The 1169-nt window shown below is 67.8% G+C and carries 1 protein-coding gene; it reads right to left on the reverse strand.

Annotation, left to right across the window (positions count from 1 at the left end):
- The coding region (locus AB0J29_RS37205; protein WP_364796075.1) for an amino acid adenylation domain-containing protein at window positions 1-1169 on the reverse strand (1169 nt) is incomplete at both ends.

The raw sequence follows: 1169 nt of genomic DNA on the forward strand, positions 1-1169 counted from the left end.
TTCACCTGGAAGTCGGTGCGGCCGATGTACTCCAGGCGGGCCGGACGGATGCCGTCGGGCTCACGCCACACCACCAGGTCGCCGGTGCGGTACATCCGCTCACCGGAACCGAACGGGCTCGCCACGAACCGATCCGAGGTTAGATCCGGACGCCGCACATAGCCGCGCGCCAGCTGATCACCGACCAAGTACAGCTCGCCCGCTACACCTGAAGGCACCGCGCGCAGGCGCGAATCCAGCACGTACACCCGGGTGTTCCACTGCGGCAGGCCGATCGGCACGCTCGGCCGCTCCGTACCGTCCGTGGGCCAGTAGGTCACCGACACCGCGGCCTCCGTCGGCCCGTACAGGTTGTGCACGCGCGCACCCGATATGGCGTACACCGCATCCACGGTCTCCGGCGGCAGCGCCTCACCGATTACGAACACATCTCGCAGCGTTGGGACAGCACCCGCGGGTGTGTGCGCCGCGAACACCGTCAGCATCGACGGCACGAAGTCGGTCACCGTCACCCGCTGCGCCGCAATGGTTTCCGCGATGTAGGCCGGATCGCGATGACCGTCATGGGTAGCCAAGACGAGCTTGGCACCAGCACGCAGCGGCATGAAATAGCCCCACAGCGACACGTCGAATGTCGTCGCGGTCTTTTGCAGGTAGACGTCCTGGCGGCGCAGCGGGTACTCGGCGAGCATCCAGGTGGTCTGGTTGTGGATGGCCGCGTGCGACACCGCGACGCCCTTGGGGCGCCCGGTGGAACCCGAGGTGAAGATGACATACGCCGGATTCTCCGGGCGCACCGGCCGCAGCAGTTCCCCGGCGCGCACCGGCGCCGCGTCGACTTCGACCGAGTCCAGGGTGTCCAGATACAGCACCGGCACGTCAACGGGTACCGGCACCGCATCGGTGGTCGTAGTGAGAACGCAGGCAGGCCGGGCGGTTTCGAGAATGTGCGCGATCCGCTCGGCCGGGTGATCGGGGTCCAGCGGCACGTAGGCGCCACCGGCGGTGATGATCGCGTACATGCCGACAACCAGATCCACCGAGCGCCGGACCGCGAGGCCGACCAGCGATTCCGCGCCAACACCCTGCGAGATCAGCAGGCGGGCAAGGCGATTCACCCGCTCGTCAAATTCGCGGTAGGTTAGCTCGGCGCCCTCGCAGGCCACCGC

This window comes from Nocardia sp. NPDC049707, from assembly GCF_040674855.1.
GTDB lineage: Bacteria > Actinomycetota > Actinomycetes > Mycobacteriales > Mycobacteriaceae > Nocardia.